We start from the raw sequence: 14,354 nt of genomic DNA on the forward strand, positions 1-14,354 counted from the left end.
GGCTAAAGCCGCTCCTACGAGTACCAAGGAACTCCCCTTACATCGCCTGCTTGCGCACGGTCAGCGTCGCGTCGGCCTTGCCACCATCTTCCAATTGCAATTGCAGCGGCACGGCCTGGCCTTCGGTCAGCGCACCCGTGCCCTGCATCAGCATCAGGTGCATGCCGCCGGGCTTGAGTTCGACGCGGGCGCCGGGGGCCAGCGGCACACGCTCGACCGCGCGCATCCGGCTGACGCCGGCCACCAGCGTGGTCTCGTGCAGCGACACATCGCCGAAGCGGGGGCTGCTGGCCCCAGTGACCGTGACCGCCTTGCCGCAGCCGTTGTGGAGCACGCCATAGCCGGCGGTCATCGGCATGGCCGGATTCGGCGGCAACCGCACCCAGCCCTGCTCCAGGGTGAGGCAGGCCGGTTCTGCGGCCGACGCCGCGGTGGCGACCACGCATAGCACCATCAATACGCCAGCGAATGGTTTGGTTATCATCGCCGCGGTTCCTTCTTCGAAAGCAGACCGCAGCATGACGACGCTCATCGACGTGATCAACCACGGCCCCATCCGCGAGCTGCGCCTGGCGCGGCCGCCGGTCAACGCGCTGGACACCGAGCTGTGCCAGCAACTGATCCAGGCGATCGAGCAGGCCGGCGCCGACGGCGCGCACGGCCTGGTGCTGTCGGGCAACGAGCGGCTGTTCTCTGCCGGCATGGACGTGCCGCACCTGCTCAGTCACGGCGACGACCGCGCCAAGCTGCTCGCCAGCTGGCAGCAGTTCTTCGGCGCGGCGCGCGCGCTGGCCGCCAGCCCGATGCCGGTGGTGGCGGCGCTGACCGGCCACGCCCCGGCCGGCGGCTGCGTGCTGGCGCTGTGCTGCGACTACCGGGTGATGGCGCGCAGCCCCGAGCCGGCGCGTCCGGTCACCATCGGGCTCAACGAGACCCAGGTCGGCCTGGTCGCCCCGGAAGGCATCCAGCGCCTGCTGCGGCGGGTGGTGGGCGCGCACCGCGCCGAACGCCTGCTGGTCGGCGGCGACCTGGTCAGCGCCGAGCGCGCGCTGGAGATCGATCTGGTCGACGAATTGGTCGACGCCGACCTGGTGGTGGCGCGCGCGCTGGCCTGGCTGCTGGAACTGCTGAAGCGGCCGCGGCAGCCGATGCTGCAGACCCGCGCCATCGCCCGCGCCGACCTGCGCGCGGCGCTGGCCGACGAGCACATCGGCCTGGAACGGCTGATCGACGACTGGCAGGCGCCGGACACCCAGGCCGCGCTGCGCGCGCTGGCGGCGCGGCTGGGCAAGGGCTAGTAGGGCTAGGGCGTGCCATCGATCCCCGGGCATGCCGCGCCACGGTTGTGCGCGTCCGGGTGAGCGGGACAGAAAGACGTGCCCCCAGGCCCGAGCGATCGCGCGGCCGCAGGCGCGCGCGGACGGCCCGGTATAATCGGCGCACGTCCGTCGCCAGGCCCCGCCTCTTGTCCGCCAAGCCCGCCCCCGTCGTGTCCGAACTGATCGAGCTGCTGTCGCTGGAGCGGCTGGAGGACAACCTGTTCCGCGGCCAGAGCCGCGACATCGGCACCAAGTACGTGTTCGGCGGCCAGGTGCTGGGCCAGGCGCTGTCGGCGGCGCAGGCCACGGTGGAGAACGCGCGCCGCGTGCACTCGCTGCACGCCTACTTCCTGCGTGCCGGCGACATCGAGCATCCCATCGTCTACGACGTGGACCGCACCCGCGACGGCGGCAGCTTCTCGGTGCGCCGGGTCACCGCGATCCAGCACGGCAAGGTGATCTTCTTCTGCGCGGCCTCGTTCCAGGAACAGGAAGACGGCGCCACCCACCAGCTGAAGATGCCGGAAGTGCCGCAGCCGGAAGACATCGAACCGACCCCGGCGGCACGCCCGGAAGTGCTGGCGACGCTGCCGACCAAGGTGCAGCGCTGGCTCTCGCGCGGCGGGCCGTTCGAGTTCCGCCACGTGTATCCGCGCGACGAACTGAATCCGCCCAAGCGCCCGCCGTTCCAGCAGATGTGGCTGCGCCTCAGCGAGCCGGTCGGCGATGCGCCGGAACTGCACCAGGCACTGCTCGCCTATGCCTCGGACTTCCACCTGCTCGGCACCGCCACCTTCCCGCATGGCATCAGCTACTACACGCCGAACGTGCAGATGGCCTCGCTCGACCACGCGCTGTGGTTCCATCGCCCGTTCCGCGCCGACGACTGGCTGCTGTACTCGCTGGACAGCCCCAGCGCGCAGGGTGCGCGCGGCCTGGCGCGCGGGCAGTTCTTTACCCGCGACGGCACCCTGGTGGCCAGCACCGCGCAGGAAGGCCTGATCCGCGTGGTGCCCGACGCCGATGCCGCGGCGCAGGTTCCGGCGAAGCGCTGAGGACACCGACATGCGTCAGATCTTCAGCAGCCAGCGCGTGGAAACCGCCGAAGGCGTGGCCGCGCTGCTGCGCGATGCCGGTATCGAGGTGCGGCTGAGCAACGGCCGCTCCTACCGCAGCCGCCGCAGCGGCCAGTTCAGCTATCTCGACCCGGTGGCGGCGCAGGCCCAGCCCACGGTGTGGGTGGTGCATGCCAACGACCAGCCGCGTGCGCGCGAACTGCTGCGCGACGCCGGGCTGCTCGACAGCACCCGCCGCGATCCCGAACAGGGCCGTGCGCCGTACTTGAACGAGTTCCGCTCGCAGGTGGAAGTGGACGCCGGCAAGCGCTGGGCCTGGCGCATCCGCATCGCCCTGCTGCTGGCGATCGGCGCGGCGGCGCTGGTGACGGTGCTGCGCCACCGCGACAACCGCGCGCCTACCGCCGTACCGGCCCAGCCCGCCGCGACGCAGCAGGCCACGCCACCGGCGCAAGACACCGGCAGCGATGAGGTGCGCGTGCGCGTGCAGCCGGCGCCGCGCGGCAACTGAGGCAGCGCGCGCGGCGCCGTGCTGCGCGCATCGGCGACGACGTATCGTGACTGATGCAGGATCCTGTCTGCCTGCGCCGCACTGCGCGCGCAGCCCACGCCTGCACTAGCGCGACGCCGCGTCGCGCACGCGAACGCGAACGCCCCACCTCCCACACAGCAAAACGCCCCTGCACCTTGCGGTACAGGGGCGCGGTCGATCGGCGCCTTGATGCAGTGAAGCCGTGTTGCGGCGAATGACTCAGTTGTTGTCCGGCGCCGGCATCGGCGGCGGCGGCGTGTCGCCACCGCGCGGTCCGGCCGGGCGGTGCGCCCAGCGCTTGGCCTGCGCCGCATCGAACTCGGCGCGGCTGAGCATGCCGTCCTTGTTGGTGTCGGCCGCGGTGAACCAGGCATCGCGATGCTGCTTGGCGCGCAGCTCGAAGTCGGCACGGTCGATGTAGCCGTCCTTGTTCACGTCCATCTTGTCGAAGCGCGCGGCGAGCTTGGGATCGGCCTGCGCTTCGGCGCGGCTGATGCGGCCGTCCTTGTTGGTGTCCAGCTTGGCCATCATCGCGCCGGGCACGCCGTGTCCACCCGGGCCACCGTGGCGGCCGTGCCGCGGCCACTCGTCGCGGCTGAGCTTGCCGTCGTGGTTCTTGTCCAGCGCGTCGAAATGTTCGGCCAGGCGCGGATCGGCGGCGGCTTCGCTGCGATCGATGACGCCATCGCCGTTCTTGTCGAGCGTGGCGATGCCGCCGGCAGCGGCAGGCGCGGCGGGATCGGCCGGCGGCGGCGGAACCGCGTAGGCGGTTCCGGACAGGACGGCCAGCACGGCCAGGGCAAGCAGCGGGTTGCGAGACTTCATGGGTCACTCCCTGAGGATGATGAGGAACCTGCCAGGACGGCAGGCGTCCGGCGCCGCGGGCGGCCCGCGCAACGGGCCGGCGCCGTGGCGCCTTCCCTGCAGACAACGCCCCGCCGTCGCCGCGGTTGACCCACGGCCGGGCGTATTCATGGACGGGACAGTCGCGGCCCCTGCGATGGCGAAGCGCTATGCTCAGGGCATGGCCATCCATTCCGACGCCAGCGACGACCTGCGGCTGTTCCAGACGGGCCAGCACGCGTGCGGCTACTGGCCCGAGCGGCAAGCCCGCGACCTGGTGCTGGACCCGCACGACCCGCGCCTGGGCGCGCTGTATCCGCTGGCGTTGAGCTGGGGCTTCCGCCGCTCCGGCGACCTGGTCTATCGCCCGCACTGCGATCACTGCCGTGCCTGCGTGGCGGTGCGCATCCCGGTCGAGGACTTCGTACCCGATCGCAGCCAGCGCCGCTGCCTGGCGCGCAACGCCGATGTCGAGGTGCGCATCGTCGCCGCCGAACGCAGCGAGGAACAGCTGGCGCTGTACCAGCGCTACCTGCAGCATCGCCATCCCGGCGGCGGCATGGACGATCACGGCGCACACGAGTTCGACCAGTTCCTGATCGGCCGCTGGTCGCACGGGCGCTTCCTGGAACTGCGGCAACGCATGCCGGATGGAAGGCGTGGGCCGCTGCTGGCGGTGGCCGTCACCGACATCGCCGCGCAGGCGCTGTCGGCGGTCTACACCTTCTACGACCCGGACGCCGGCGCGCGCGGCCTGGGCACGCTGGCGATCCTGCAGCAGATCGCCTGGGCGCGACGCGACGGCCTGCGTCATCTGTATCTGGGCTACTGGATCCGCGGCCACCAGAAGATGGACTACAAGCGCCGCTTCCGGCCGTTGCAGGCCTACGACGGCCGCCACTGGCGCGACTTCGACGACTACCTGCGCCAGCTCGGCGGCTAGCCCACGGCAACCGATACCGCGCTGCCCAGCCGCTGCCGCCGCACGTCGCCGCGCCATCGTGCGGACATGCAGCGCATGCGAAACTTGGCGCATGACATCACGCCTCCTCCTGCTCGCCCTGACCCTGCTGTGCGGCGCCTGCGCGCACACCGCTCCCACCGCCCCTGCGATGACCGACGCCCCCGCGCCAGCCGCCACGACGCTGCGCTTGGCCACCTACAACACCTCGCTCAATGCCGACGCACCCGGCGGCCTGATCGCCGCGCTGCAGGGCGACAGTGCGCAGGCACGCAAGATCGCCGCGGTGCTGCAGCAGGTGCGACCTGACATCGTGCTGCTCAACGAGTTCGACTACGACGACGCGCACCGCGCCGCCGACCTGTTCGAACAGCGCTACCTGGCGGTACCGCAGCCGCATGGCGGTGCGGCGCTGCGCTATCCCTACCGCTACCTGGCGCCGGTCAATACCGGCGTGCCCAGCGGCCTGGACCTGGACAACGACGGCCACGTCGGCGGCGAAGGCCGTGCGCGCGGCAACGACGCCTGGGGTTTCGGCCTGCATCCCGGCCAGTACGGCATGCTGCTGCTGTCCAGGTACCCGATCGACACCGCGGCGGTGCGCAGCTTCCGCCTGTTCAAGTGGAGCGCGATGCCCGACGCGCTGCGCCCGGTCGATCCGGCCACCGGCCGCTTCTTCCACAGCGACGCGGTGTGGGCGCAACTGCGGCTGTCGTCGAAATCGCATTGGGACGTGCCGGTGCGTACCCCGCTGGGCGTGCTGCATGCGCTGGTGTCGCATCCGACCCCGCCGGTGTTCGATGGCGCGGAAAAACGCAACGCCGCACGCAACCACGACGAACTGCGGCTGTGGCGCGATTACCTGGACGATGCCGGCAGCGGCAAGGCGCGCTGGCTGTGCGACGACGCCGGCCGCTGCGGCGGGCTGGCCGCCGATGCGCAGTTCGTGATGCTCGGCGACCTCAACAACGACGTGATCGACGGCGACGGCCGCCACGACGCGATCCGCGCCCTGGTGACGCATCCGCGCGTGCTGCAATACCCCACCCCGCACAGCGCCGGCGGCGAAGAGACCACCCGCGCCTACGCGGCCACCGGCATCGACCATCGCGGCCCGCCGCAGCAGGTCACCGGCGATTTCGGCCCCAAGGCCGGCACCATGCGCCTGGATTACGTGTTGCCGTCGCGCAACTTCCGCTATCTGGACAGTGGCGTGTTCTGGCCGGCGTCCAGCGATCCCGCCGCCGCCATCGCCGACGGCAGCGACCACCATCTGGTCTGGGTCGACGTCGCCGCGGGACCGTAAGCGCGGCGCACCCCGCGGCGCTTGCAGCGCCCCACAGGCGGCCGATCGGCCGCCTTTTCTTTTTGCCACACCAGCCGCCATGTCCCCAGGGGCTGGCTTGCCGCCAGTGCAACTGCATCGATCGCCTGGCCGAAGGCGCCACGGGCATGTGAACTACCCGACTTTCGGCAAACACCGGCGGACCAGGGCCGCGCCGCAGACGTTCCGCGCCGCGCGCCGGCATCGGCCTTGATCCAGATCAAGGGCAACACCGCGCCGACGCGGTCCAATGCCTTCCGCACCCGGTCGGGATGCGCAAGCGGAAGGCGAGCATGCGAACGCAACAGTTGCAACAGGCGCTGGAAGGCCTCAACGGCGCCACCGCCGACATCGAGGCCTCGGCGCTGATTTCCCTGGACGGGCTGATGATCGCCTCGGCGATGCCGCAGGGCATGGACGAGGACCGCGTCGGCGCGATGTCCGCGGCGCTGCTCGCGCTGGGCGAGCGCAGCGCGCGCGAACTGGCGCGCGGCGCGCTGGAGCGGGTGCTGATCCAGGGCGAGTCGGGCTACGTGATCATGAGTGCGGCCGGCCGCGAGGCGGTACTCACCGTGCTGGCCAAGCCCAGCGCCAGGCTGGGCCTGGTGTTCCTGGACATCAAGCGCGCCGCGCAGGCGCTGCAGCAGATCCTGTAGGGGGCCGCCATGCCGCTGCCGCCGATGGATCCGCCGCACGAGCCGCACCGCAGCACCGAACTGCGCTACCACGACGGCAGCCGCCGCACGGTGTACTGGAGCGAACGCGAGGTGGCCTACCCGGACGGGCGCCTGATCGTTTCGCGCACCGACCTGGACGGCATCATCACCCACGCCAACGACGCCTTCGTCGAACTCAGCGGCTGGCCGCGCGAACTGCTGATCGGTGCGCCGCACTGCATCCTGCGCCACCCGGAGATGCCGCGGCGCGCGTTCCGCGCGCTGTGGGAGACCGTGCTGGCCGGCGACAAGTGGCACGGCTACGTCAAGAACCTGCGCCGCGACGGCGCCTGCTACTGGGTCTACGCCACCGCGCTGCCGAACGTGCGCGACGGCCGCGTGGTCGGCTTCACCTCGGTGCGGCGCAAGCCGTCGCGGCGACGCATCGACGCGCTGCAGCCGCTGTACGCGCAATGGCTGCAGGACGAGCGCGCGGAGACGCCGGCATGAGCCATACCTTCCTGGTCGCGCCGGACTTCGCGCCCGAATACTTCGGCGGCTGGTACCTGCTCAGCACGGTGTTGCAACGCCGTGCCGGCATCGGCCTGCGCCTGCTGATGCCGGCCGACGCCGCCGAACAGCGGCAAGTGCTGGACGGCGGCGGCGTCGACCTGGTGTACGCCAGCCCTTTCGACGCCAGCGCGCTGATCCGCCACCGCGGCTATCTGCCGCTGGTGCGGCCGCGCGGGCACGCCGACGAGGTGGTGATCGCCACCGCGGCCGAGGCGCCGGCGCGCTGCGTGGAAGACCTGCCCTACGGGTGCCGCATCGCCCTGACCGCCAACCACGACGTGCGCCTGATCGGCCTGCGCCTGCTGGAGCCGGCCGACCTGGAGCCGGAACGCATCGCCTGGCGTCCGGCCAGCAGCTATGCCGCGGTCGCGCGGCTGCTGCTCGAAGGCGAAGCCGACGCCGGCCTGTTCCTGGCCACTGCCTACCACGGCCTGTCGCGGCTGACCCGCGCGCGGCTGCGCCCGCTGGTGGAAAGCGCGCTGTGCGACATCGGCCACGTGCTGTTGGCGCATCCGCGCCTGGGCCCGCAACTGCCGGTGCTGCGCGAGGCCCTGCTCACGCTCGGCGATGCCGCGCACCGCGACGACCAGGCGGTGCTGGACGCGCTGGGCCTGGAACGCGGCTTCGAGGCGATGGCCATGGAGGACGCGGAATTCATGATCGACCTGATCGACACCCTGCTGGACTGAGGCGCCCATGGCCACCACTCCCGCTCGCGATCCCGCACGCCTGGTGATGCGTACCCATGCCCGCGCCCTGCTGCGCGATCCGCGCGACGCCGCCGCGCACCTGGCGCGGCTGCACGCCGCGCTGCAGTTGCACGACAACGAACCGACCCAGGGCGTGCTCGCCGACCTGTTCGTGGCCCTGCCGCGGCACGACGTCGCCCTGCGCCAGCTGGCGCTGCAGATGGCCGCGGCGCATCTGCCGCCGCACGTGGCCGAGGCCTTCCAGCGCCACAGCCAGGGGCATGCGCTGCTGCCGATCAACGCCCTGGCCACGCGCTGGAGCGTACTGGCGCGCCCGTCGGCCGACGTGCCGGCGCGGGTGCGCCGGGCCAGCCCGGACCATTCTCGGCGGATGGTGCGCGAAGTGGTGGAGGCGCTGTGCGACGGCGCGCCGATCGCCGCGGCGCGCTGCGAGCGCGAGTTCCTGGACTACTGCATCAGTTGCCAGGACAAGCTCGCCTTCATGCTCGCCACGCGCGAACTGCGCCGCCACGCACTGGCCCTGGGCGACCGCTGGGACCGTACCGCGCGCTGGCTGCAACAGCGCGAACCGTTGGGCGGCCGCAGCGTCGACGCCCTGTCCTTTTCCAGCGCGAGTGCGCCGCGATGACTGCCCCCGAACCGACCAGTTCCGAACCGACTTGGCTGATGCCGACCCCGCATGGCGTGCTGCACGGCTTCGCCAGCGCCACGCCCGACCGCATGCAGCGCGCGTTGCAACTGCTGCTCGGTGCGCACGGTGCGTTGTCGCTGCAGGAATGGCGCCAGCGCGTGGGCGGCGACGCGCAGCGCCTGCTGCAGGACGCGCGCGACCAGCAATGGGTGCAGTTACTGCGGCGCGCCGTGCCGGGCCCGGAAATCCGCCTGGACGATTTCGCCCAGCACGTGATCGCGCCGCTGTCGGCCGAACGCCGCGCGGTGCTGGCCTCCGACAGCGGCTTCTGCCTGGGCCATGCCGGCCTGGACCAGGAGCAGGCCGAGACGCTGAGCGTGGCCGCGGCCGACTTCGCCGGCTTCGCCCAGCGCCAGAGCGCACGCGGCTGGCACGGCGCGCACCGCTACGTGGCGTTCTACAGCGAGCCGCAACTGCTGCTGCCGGACTGGTCGTTCGTGCCGTTCTGGGTCGACGGCGCCGGCTACTGGCTGGTGCTGGGCGGCGAGGCGCTGCTCAACAACCTGGCGATGGTGGAACTGGTGTGGAGCATCCGGCTGGCGGCGGCACGGTTTGCGCCGCCGGCCTGAGCGGCCGGGATTGGGGATTCGGGAGCGGGGATGAAAAAGCGGGCTTGTCTTGCGGCCCGCTTTTCCCGTGCGCGAAGTTTCAGGCATCGAGGTCGATGGTGAGGGCGGCAGCGGCGTCGCGGGCGGTCTGGCGCGCCTGTTCGATGTCGGCGCCGCGGGCCAGGGTCACGCCGACGCGGCGGTGGCCGTGCACGCTGGGCTTGCCGAACAGGCGCAACGCGGTGTCCGGCGCCTGCAGGGCGGCGTCGACGTTGCCGAAGCGCGGCACGCCTTCGCCGTGCGCCAGCAGCGCGCACGAGGCCGACGGGCCGTTCTGGCGGATGGCGGGAATCGGCAGGCCGAGGATCGCGCGCGCATGCAGGGCGAACTCGCTCAGTTCCTGCGACACCAGGGTGACCAGGCCGGTGTCGTGCGGCCGCGGCGACACTTCGCTGAACCAGACCTCGTCGCCCTTGACGAACAGCTCCACGCCGAACAAACCCCAGCCGCCGAGATCGTCGGTGACCGCGCGGGCGATGTCCTGCGCCCGCTGCAGGGCCAGCGCCGACATCGGCTGCGGCTGCCAGCTCTCGCGGTAGTCGCCGTCCTTCTGCCAGTGCCCGATCGGATCGCAGAACGCGGTGCCGCCGGCGTGGCGCACGGTCAGCAGGGTGATCTCGTAGTCGAAGTCGATGAAGCCCTCGACGATGCAGCGGCCGGCGCCGGCGCGGCCGCCGGTCTGCGCGTACTCCCAGGCCGCATCGATGTCGGCGGCGCTGCGCAGGGTGCTCTGGCCCTTGCCGGAGGACGACATCACCGGCTTGACCACGCACGGCAGGCCCACCGCGGCGATCGCTTCGCGGTATTCCTCTGGCGTATCGACGAAGCGATACGGCGAAGTCGGCAGGCCCAGGGTCTCGGCGGCCAGGCGGCGGATGCCTTCGCGGTCCATGGTCAGCCGCGCCGCGCGCGCGGTCGGAATCACCCGCTGGCCGAGGTCGCGCTCCAGCGCCACCAGGGTTTCGGTATGGATCGCCTCGATCTCCGGCACGATCAGGTGCGGCTGCTCGCGCGCGATCAGCTCGCGCAGCGCCATCGCATCGAGCATGTCGACCACGTGGCTGCGGTGCGCGACCTGCATCGCCGGCGCATCGGCGTAACGGTCGACCGCGATCACTTCCACGCCGAAGCGCTGCAGTTCGATCGCCACCTCCTTGCCCAGCTCGCCGGAGCCGAGCAGCAGCACGCGGGTGGCGGAAGCGGACAACGGGGTTCCCAGAGTGACCATGGCGGCGGCGCCTGCGCGGAGAGGGGGCACCATTCTAACGGCCCGGCGCTCCTCGCCGGCACGCAGCGAAGTGCTATCTTCTGCAGCGTCACTGGGGATGTCGCCATGCACGCACGCAGCGCCGAAAACCGCCACGGCACGCCCTGCCGCACCGCCGGGGAGTGCCCATGCAATCGCTGATGCCGGCCGAGGCGTACATCGACGAGGCCTGGTTCGCCCGCGAACGTACCCAGCTGATGATGCCGCTGTGGCAGTTCGTGGCGCCGCGCATGCTGCTGGACAAGCCCAACGCCTTCGTGCGCCTCTCGGTGTGCGGGGTGGATGTGGTGGTGCAGAACATCGACGGCGAACTGCGCGCCTTCGACAATCTGTGCCTGCACCGGCAGAACCCGCTGCAGCAACAACCGCAGGGCGTGCGCCCGCTGGTGTGCAGCTACCACGGCTGGCGCTACGGCGCCGACGGCGGCGTGGACAACATCCCCTTCCAGGACGATGCCTACCGCCTGGCCCCGGAGGCGCGCGCCTGCCTGCGGCTGCGCCGCTTCGCGGTGGCCTGCATCGGCAAGCTGGTGTTCGTGAACCTGTCGGCCGCGCCGATGCCGCTGGAGGCCCAGTTCTCGCTGGAGGCGCTGGAAATGCTGCGCGCCGCCTCCGAGCAGTTCGACGACGAAGTGCTGGTGGCGACCTTCGAGGCCAACTTCAACTGGAAGCTGGCCTACGAGAACCTGCGCGACGCGCTGCATCCGCGCTTCGTGCATGCACGCACCTTGGCGCAGCAGGTCAAGTTCCAGGTGCAGATGGACGATGCCGGCATCGCCGAGGCGCGCCGCTACCACGCCGAGGGCAGCGCCTCGCGCGAGGCGCACCTGGCGCGCCTGCGTGAGTTCAGCAGCGGCGGGCTCAACGAGCCGCTGCTGGCGATGGCGCACTACCCCTGGCACGCGCACGTCGAACGCTTCGGCACCGACGACTGGTATCTGAACTGGCTGCTGTACCCGAACCTGCACATCGCCTCGGGCTCGGGTGGCTATTCCTTCATCATCGAGCACCACCAGCCGGTGTCGGCGCAGCGCACCGACCTGCTGGTCTACTACGTCACCGCACGCAAGAAGCATCGCTATCCGGGTTCCGACGCGGTGCTGCTGGGGCATCTGCACGGCGCCGAGAAGGTGCTGCGCGAGGACATCGACATCATGGAACAGGTGCAGTCGGGACTGCGCGCCGGCGCCCCGCGCGCCGTGCTGGGCGACTACGAGCACGCCAACATGCAGATCGAACGCTGGTACATGGACGTCATGGAGGGCCGCCATGTCCTCTGAAAAATACGTGGTCGGCAGCGGTGCGCTGCTGCGCTGGGCGCTCGCGGCCTGGGCCGAGGCGGCGCCGGACTGCGTGCTGCACCCGCTGGACGTGGCGCAGGGCAAGGACTACCGCTTCGACCTGGATGCCCTGCATGCGCTGGCCGACACCGGCGCCACCGCCTTCGTCGCCTGGGGCGCGCAGTTCCTCAACTTCCGCCGCCAGGAGCTGATGGGCGAACTCAAGGCCCGCGGCTTCAAGATGCCGCCGCTAATCTGCCGCGGCGCGCAGGTGGCGGCCAGCGCGCGCGTCGGCGAGAACTGCGCGATCGGCGCCGGCGCCATCGTCGATGCGCACTGCGACATCGGCTTCAACGCCTGGATCGGCGCGGCGGCGGTGCTGGAATCGGCGGTCAAGGTCGGCGCCTCGGCGTGGATCGAGGCCGGCGTGACGCTCGGTGCCGACGCGCAGATCGGCGCCCAGGCCACCCTTGGCCGGCAGGTCGACATCGGCCCCGGCGTACGCATCGGCAAACGCTGCCAGATCGAGATCCCCGGCCGCTACCGCAACGACATCGCCACCGGCACCCACCATCTCAGCGGTTTCCGCACGCCGGTGCTGATCCTGGGCGGGTGAGTGGTCGCCGCTTGCAGGCGGCGGGATTGGGGATTAGGGATTCGGGATTGGCAAAAGCGGGGCAATGACGGGCTGACACCGTACCGACTGCCTGCTGCCAGCCGGGGACATTGCCTCCAACTTGCATTCGACGACCTCGGCCAGGCAGCGACCGGCTCGCTCTCGCAGTGACTTTCACTTCGAAACAACCAGATCCGGGATTCGCGCAAGTAAACCCCTTTGCCCGTCGCGTGCCTAGCTTCTACCAATCCCGAATCCCGAATCCCGAATCCCGGCTCCTCACCAATCCCGAATCCCCAATCCCGAATCCCGGCCCTCTTGCAACCTGATATCAATTTGATATCTTTTCGTCCAACCACCCAAGGACGTCCACCATGAAAGAGCAGCCCCGTTCCTCCCTGCCCGGCATTCCGATGATCGTGGGTCTGGTCCTGGTGTTCGTGGCTGGGGCCGGCGCGATCGTTGCCACCGGTGTGCTGCAGCCGTCGGCGATGCCGTGGACCCTGCTGGTCGCGATCCCGGTGCTGACCATCGCGCTGTTCCTGGTGGTCGGCCTGTACGCGCTGGAACCGAACCAGGCCGCGGTGCTGAGCCTGTTCGGCCGCTACGTGGGCACGGTCAAGGATCCTGGCCTGCGCTGGAACAATCCCTTCTTCAGCAAGCGCAAGGTCAGCCAGCGCGTGCGCAACTTCGAGAGCGGCCGGCTCAAGGTCAACGAACTGGACGGCAGCCCGATCGAGATCGCCGCGGTGATCGTGTGGCAGGTGATGGACGCGTCCGAGGCCGTCTACAACGTCGACGACTACGAGAGCTTCGTGCATATCCAGTCCGAGGCGGCACTGCGTGCGATGGCCACCAGCTATCCCTACGACCAGCACGAGGACGGGCAGATCTCGCTGCGCAGCCACCCCAACGAGATCAGCGAACAGCTCAAGCGCCACCTCGACGAACGCCTGACCCAGGCCGGCGTGGACGTCATCGAGGCGCGCATCAGCCACCTCGCCTACGCCCCGGAAATCGCCCAGGCGATGCTGCAGCGGCAGCAGGCCAACGCGGTGATCGCCGCGCGCACCCGCATCGTCGCCGGCGCGGTGGGCATGGTCGAGATGGCCCTGGCCGAACTGCAGAAGAACGGCGTGGTCGAGCTGGACGAGGAGCGCAAGGCGCACATGGTCAGCAACCTGCTGACCGTGCTGTGCTCGGACCGCGGCACCCAGCCGATCGTCAACGCCGGCTCGCTGTACTGACGTGTCCATGAGCATGCACGCCATCGCGCCGCTGGCGCTCGCCCTCTCCGGCCTGCCGGCCCTGGTCATCGCCGCCTGGGTCGGCGGCAAGGGCGACGACCGCGCACGCGGGCTGGGCCTGCGCTGGGCGCTGATCGGCCTTGCGATCCTGATCGGCGCGGCGGCGCTGTACTGGACCGGCGGCCAGCGCGCCGGCGTCTATGCGGTGGCGATCGCGCTGCTGCTGACGGTGAACGCGCTGATCGTGTCGATGCTGCTGCACCTGCGGCGCAGCGACGCCGCGCGGCAGGAGCGGTCATGAGCGAGAAGAAGGCCTACCCGCTGCGCATCAACGCCGACGTGCTGGCGGCGGCGCAGCGCTGGGCCGACGACGAATTGCGCAGCCTCAACGCGCAGATCGAGTACGTGTTGCGCGACGCGCTGCGCAAGGCGGGCCGGCTGCCCAAGCCCGGCGACGACAAGGAACGCACATCATGAGCAAGCGCTGGGAATATCTCACCGTCGAGGCCAAGACCACGCTGATGCTGGGGCTGAAACTGGACGAACTGCAGGCCGATCTGAACAAGCACGGCAAGCTCGGCTGGGAACTGGTCAACGTCCTCACCCTGCCGGGCACCAAACCGCTGATGATGTTCAAGCGGGAGGTGTGAC

At 70.6% G+C, this 14,354-nt stretch carries 19 protein-coding genes; 16 read left to right on the forward strand and 3 right to left on the reverse strand.

Annotated elements, in window-relative coordinates; genetic code table 11:
* Positions 1–37: 37 nt before the first annotated feature.
* Entirely contained in the window at positions 38–484 is a 447-nt protein-coding gene (locus FHR56_RS10390; RefSeq protein WP_160947691.1) for a copper chaperone PCu(A)C, read from the reverse strand.
* A gap of 34 nt (positions 485–518) precedes the next feature.
* Between FHR56_RS10390 and FHR56_RS10395 the strand changes: the two genes are divergently transcribed.
* From FHR56_RS10395 to FHR56_RS10405, 3 genes are all read left to right on the forward strand, one after another.
* Positions 519–1,298: an enoyl-CoA hydratase/isomerase family protein gene (locus FHR56_RS10395; protein WP_160947639.1), complete on the forward strand. Its 780-nt coding sequence runs from the start codon at positions 519–521 to the stop codon at positions 1,296–1,298.
* Between the two features lie 167 nt (positions 1,299–1,465).
* Positions 1,466–2,374, forward strand: coding sequence for an acyl-CoA thioesterase II (gene tesB, locus FHR56_RS10400; protein ID WP_010341175.1), 909 nt, complete (start codon positions 1,466–1,468; stop codon positions 2,372–2,374).
* Between the two features lie 10 nt (positions 2,375–2,384).
* Complete coding sequence (locus FHR56_RS10405) at positions 2,385–2,906, forward strand: DUF2007 domain-containing protein (RefSeq protein ID WP_184502488.1); 522 nt, start codon at positions 2,385–2,387, stop codon at positions 2,904–2,906.
* Between the two features lie 240 nt (positions 2,907–3,146).
* Here the strand turns inward: FHR56_RS10405 and FHR56_RS10410 are convergent, their stop codons facing one another.
* Positions 3,147–3,752: an EF-hand domain-containing protein gene (locus tag FHR56_RS10410; protein WP_160947637.1), complete on the reverse strand. Its 606-nt coding sequence runs from the start codon at positions 3,750–3,752 to the stop codon at positions 3,147–3,149.
* Positions 3,753–3,951: 199 nt separating this feature from the next.
* Between FHR56_RS10410 and FHR56_RS10415 the strand changes: the two genes are divergently transcribed.
* From FHR56_RS10415 to FHR56_RS10445, 7 genes are all read left to right on the forward strand, one after another.
* The gene (locus FHR56_RS10415; RefSeq protein ID WP_160947636.1) at positions 3,952–4,713 is read left to right on the forward strand and encodes an arginyltransferase; all 762 of its coding nucleotides are present in this window, start codon (positions 3,952–3,954) and stop codon (positions 4,711–4,713) included.
* A 91-nt stretch (positions 4,714–4,804) separates the two neighbouring features.
* Complete coding sequence (locus FHR56_RS10420) at positions 4,805–6,037, forward strand: endonuclease/exonuclease/phosphatase family protein (RefSeq protein ID WP_160947635.1); 1,233 nt, start codon at positions 4,805–4,807, stop codon at positions 6,035–6,037.
* A 290-nt stretch (positions 6,038–6,327) separates the two neighbouring features.
* A complete protein-coding gene (locus tag FHR56_RS10425; protein ID WP_202405153.1) occupies positions 6,328–6,711 on the forward strand; it encodes a roadblock/LC7 domain-containing protein in 384 nt (127 codons plus the stop codon).
* A gap of 9 nt (positions 6,712–6,720) precedes the next feature.
* Entirely contained in the window at positions 6,721–7,221 is a 501-nt protein-coding gene (locus FHR56_RS10430) for a PAS domain-containing protein (RefSeq protein WP_160947634.1), read from the forward strand.
* Positions 7,218–7,973, forward strand: coding sequence for a PhnD/SsuA/transferrin family substrate-binding protein (locus FHR56_RS10435; RefSeq protein ID WP_160947633.1), 756 nt, complete (start codon positions 7,218–7,220; stop codon positions 7,971–7,973). Before FHR56_RS10430 ends, FHR56_RS10435 begins: the two co-directional genes overlap by 4 nt.
* 7 nt (positions 7,974–7,980) lie before the next feature.
* The gene (locus tag FHR56_RS10440; protein ID WP_237473314.1) at positions 7,981–8,622 is read left to right on the forward strand and encodes a hypothetical protein; all 642 of its coding nucleotides are present in this window, start codon (positions 7,981–7,983) and stop codon (positions 8,620–8,622) included.
* On the forward strand, positions 8,619–9,254 hold the full coding sequence (locus FHR56_RS10445) for a hypothetical protein (RefSeq protein WP_160947632.1): 636 nt from the start codon (positions 8,619–8,621) through the stop codon (positions 9,252–9,254). Before FHR56_RS10440 ends, FHR56_RS10445 begins: the two co-directional genes overlap by 4 nt.
* A gap of 79 nt (positions 9,255–9,333) precedes the next feature.
* Here the strand turns inward: FHR56_RS10445 and purT are convergent, their stop codons facing one another.
* Positions 9,334–10,521, reverse strand: coding sequence for a formate-dependent phosphoribosylglycinamide formyltransferase (gene purT / locus FHR56_RS10450; protein WP_160947631.1), 1,188 nt, complete (start codon positions 10,519–10,521; stop codon positions 9,334–9,336).
* 167 nt (positions 10,522–10,688) lie between these two features.
* Here purT and FHR56_RS10455 point away from each other — a divergent pair, with 167 nt between their 5' ends.
* The 6 genes from FHR56_RS10455 to FHR56_RS10480 all read left to right on the forward strand — a co-directional run bounded on the left by FHR56_RS10455 (position 10,689) and on the right by FHR56_RS10480 (position 14,353).
* Positions 10,689–11,840 (forward strand): Rieske 2Fe-2S domain-containing protein, encoded by a 1,152-nt coding sequence (locus tag FHR56_RS10455; protein WP_160947630.1) that lies wholly within the window; start codon positions 10,689–10,691, stop codon positions 11,838–11,840.
* The gene (locus FHR56_RS10460; RefSeq protein ID WP_160947629.1) at positions 11,830–12,456 is read left to right on the forward strand and encodes a DapH/DapD/GlmU-related protein; all 627 of its coding nucleotides are present in this window, start codon (positions 11,830–11,832) and stop codon (positions 12,454–12,456) included. The genes FHR56_RS10455 and FHR56_RS10460 overlap by 11 nt, the downstream gene beginning before the upstream one ends.
* Positions 12,457–12,830: 374 nt before the next feature.
* Positions 12,831–13,703, forward strand: a complete 873-nt coding sequence (locus FHR56_RS10465; protein WP_160947628.1) for an SPFH domain-containing protein — start codon at positions 12,831–12,833, stop codon at positions 13,701–13,703.
* Positions 13,704–13,716: 13 nt separating this feature from the next.
* Complete coding sequence (locus FHR56_RS10470; RefSeq protein WP_160947689.1) at positions 13,717–14,004, forward strand: hypothetical protein; 288 nt, start codon at positions 13,717–13,719, stop codon at positions 14,002–14,004.
* On the forward strand, positions 14,001–14,180 hold the full coding sequence (locus tag FHR56_RS10475; RefSeq protein ID WP_148828821.1) for an Arc family DNA binding domain-containing protein: 180 nt from the start codon (positions 14,001–14,003) through the stop codon (positions 14,178–14,180). The genes FHR56_RS10470 and FHR56_RS10475 overlap by 4 nt, the downstream gene beginning before the upstream one ends.
* On the forward strand, positions 14,177–14,353 hold the full coding sequence (locus tag FHR56_RS10480; RefSeq protein WP_019798882.1) for a DUF4177 domain-containing protein: 177 nt from the start codon (positions 14,177–14,179) through the stop codon (positions 14,351–14,353). Before FHR56_RS10475 ends, FHR56_RS10480 begins: the two co-directional genes overlap by 4 nt.
* The last annotated feature ends 1 nt before the right edge of the window (position 14,354 follow it).

This window comes from Xanthomonas sp. F10 (genome assembly GCF_014206815.1).
GTDB classification, from domain to species: domain Bacteria; phylum Pseudomonadota; class Gammaproteobacteria; order Xanthomonadales; family Xanthomonadaceae; genus Xanthomonas_A; species Xanthomonas_A indica.